The organism is Streptomyces sp. NPDC018031 (assembly GCF_044327625.1).
GTDB lineage: Bacteria > Actinomycetota > Actinomycetes > Streptomycetales > Streptomycetaceae > Streptomyces.
This window is the reverse complement of record NZ_JBIRFT010000062.1, coordinates 1-2,785: the sequence shown is the minus strand read 5'-3', so window position 1 is coordinate 2,785 and position 2,785 is coordinate 1. Positions and strand designations below refer to the sequence as shown.

The following is a 2,785-nucleotide window of genomic DNA, read 5'->3' as shown; positions in this document are numbered from 1 at the left end:
CGCCAACGCCTACTGCGACGCCCTCGCCACCCGCCGCCGGCACGCCGGCCTGCCGGCCACCTCCATCGCCTGGGGACTGTGGGAAGCCACCAGCGATCTGACGGGGCACCTGGCCGGGGCCGATCTGGCCCGGATGAGCCGCACCGGCTTCACTCCGCTGTCCACCCCGATGGGGCTGTCACTGCTGGACGCCGCCCGGCGGCACGGCGGCGCGTCGCTGCTGGCACTCGACCTCGATCGGCGCACGCTCGGCGGTCAGCGGCCCGAGGCCGTGCCCGCCCTGCTGCGCGGCATCGCCGCCAACGGGGCACCGGTCAGGCGCACCGCGGCCGCCGCCCGGTCCACCGACTGGGCCGACCGCCTGGCCGCACTCTCCGCGGCCGAGCGCCACCGCGAGCTGGTGAACCTGGTGCGCACCCACGCCGCGACGGTGCTCGGGCACAGCGACCCGGCGGCGGTCCGGGCGGACAGCTCGTTCAAGGAACTGGGTTTCGACTCGCTGACCGCCGTCGAGCTGCGCAACCGGCTCTCCGCCGCGACCGGCCTGCGGCTGCCCGCCGCGCTGGTCTTCGACTATCCCGACGCGGAGACCATGGCCCGCCACCTCGACAGGCAGCTCGCGCCGACCGACGGGGCCCCCGCGGAGGGCGACCCGCTCACGCCGGCCCTGGCCGACCTGGCCCGGCTGGAGTCCACGTTGCGCGGTCATGACGTGGACGGGAAGGCGCGGGAGACCATCGCGGGCCGGCTCCAGGCCCTGCTGTCCCGGCTGGAGGCCCGGCCGGCCGGCGGGCCGGACATCGACGGCCAGGCCCTGGAGTCCGCGTCGGATGACGAGATGTTCGCGCTCATCGACCAGCAACTTGGTTCGTCGTGATGGGGATGGGGAACTGATGTCGACCACCGAAGAGAAGCTGCGCCAGTACCTCAAGCGGGTCACCCTCGACCTGGGCCAGGCCCGCCAGCGGTTGCGCGAGGTGGAGGAGCGGCAGCAGGAGCCCATCGCCGTCGTCGCCATGGCCTGCCGCTTCCCCGGCGGCATCACCTCACCCGAGGCGCTGTGGGACCTGGTCGCCTCGGGCACCGACGCCATCGGCCCGTTCCCCACCGACCGCGGCTGGGACCTGGAACGCCTCTACCACCCCGACCCCGACCACCCCGGCACCAGCTATGTGCGGCAGGGCGGTTTCGTTCACGACGCCGACCGGTTCGACGCCGGGTTCTTCGGCATCAGCCCCCGCGAGGCCCTCGCCATGGACCCCCAGCAGCGGCTGCTCCTGGAGGTCGCCTGGGAACTGCTGGAACGCGCCCGCATCGACCCGACATCGCTCAAGGGCACCCCCACCGGCGTCTACACCGGCGCGGGCGTGCCCGGTTTCGGCACGCCGCACATCGAGCGGAGCGCCGAAGGCTTCCTGCTGACCGGTAACGCCCTCAGTGTGGTGTCCGGCCGGATCGCGTTCACCCTGGGGCTGGAAGGCCCGGCCGTCACCCTGGACACGGCGTGCTCGTCGTCCCTGGTGGCGATGCACCTGGCGGCCCGGGCGCTGCGGAACGGCGAGTGCGCGCTGGCCCTCGCGGGCGGGGTGACGGTGATGGCCACCCCGAACGTCATCACCGAGTTCTCCCGGCAGCGCGGACTGGCCCCGGACGGCCGGTGCAAGGCGTTCGCCACCTCGGCCGACGGCACCGGCTTCGCCGAGGGTGCCGGGCTGGTGCTGCTGGAACGGCTGTCCGACGCCCGCCGCAACGGACACCAGGTGCTGGCCGTGCTCCGCGGCTCCGCCGTCAACCAGGACGGCGCCAGCAACGGGCTCAGCGCCCCCAACGGCCCGTCCCAGCAGCGGGTGATCCGCCAGGCGCTGGCCGACGCGGGGCTGGCCGCGTCCGAGGTGGACGCGGTCGAGGCGCACGGCACCGGGACCACGCTGGGTGACCCGATCGAGGCCGAGGCACTGCTGGCCACCTACGGACAGGACCGCCCGGCCGACCGCCCCCTCCGACTCGGCTCCATCAAATCCAACATCGGCCACACCCAAGCCGCCGCCGGAGTGGCAGGCGTGATCAAAATGGTCATGGCACTGCGACACGGCACACTCCCCGCAAGCCTGCACATCGACGAACCCACCACCCACGTCGACTGGAACCGCGGCGCGGTACGCCTGCTCACCGAACCAGCCGACTGGCCCACCACCGACCACCCCCGCCGCGCCGGCGTCTCCGCCTTCGGCATCTCCGGCACCAACGCCCACCTCATCCTCGAAGAACCCCCCACCACCAGTGCCACCCCCACCACCCCCACCACCGGTGCCGACACAACAGCCGACACCAACGCCGATGCCAATGCCGAGGCCGATGCCGATGCCGACAGCGGCGTTGGCATCTCCGGGTCCGGGTCCGGGTCCGAATCCGGGTCGGGGTCGGGGGTAGTGGGTGGGGTCGTGCCCTGGATACTGTCCGCTCGCTCAGCGGACGCCCTCGCCGCACAGGCCCGGCAACTCGCGCGTACCCTCACCCCCGATCACCACCCCACCGAAGTGGGCTGGTCACTGGCCACCACCCGCGCCACCTTCGACCACCGCGCGGTGATCACCGCCACCGAACCGGCCCACACCCACGCCGCACTCCACGCCCTGGCCACCGGCACCGACCACCCCCACCTCACCCGCGGCACCACCCAGGACACCCCCCACGGACCCGTCTTCGTCTTCCCCGGGCAAGGCTCGCAATGGCGCGGCATGGGCGTGGCCCTGCTGGACTCCCAACCGGTGTTCGCCGCCCGCAT

At 73.3% G+C, this 2,785-nt stretch carries 2 protein-coding genes; both read left to right on the top strand.

Going from position 1 to position 2,785, the window contains the following annotated elements:
• Positions 1 to 877: beta-ketoacyl reductase (locus ACH4B3_RS34220; protein WP_398469693.1), on the top strand; the 877-nt coding region annotated here is incomplete at its 5' end.
• Between the two features lie 16 nt (positions 878 to 893).
• On the top strand, positions 894 to 2,785 hold a 1,892-nt coding region (locus tag ACH4B3_RS34215), incomplete at its 3' end, for a type I polyketide synthase (protein WP_398469691.1).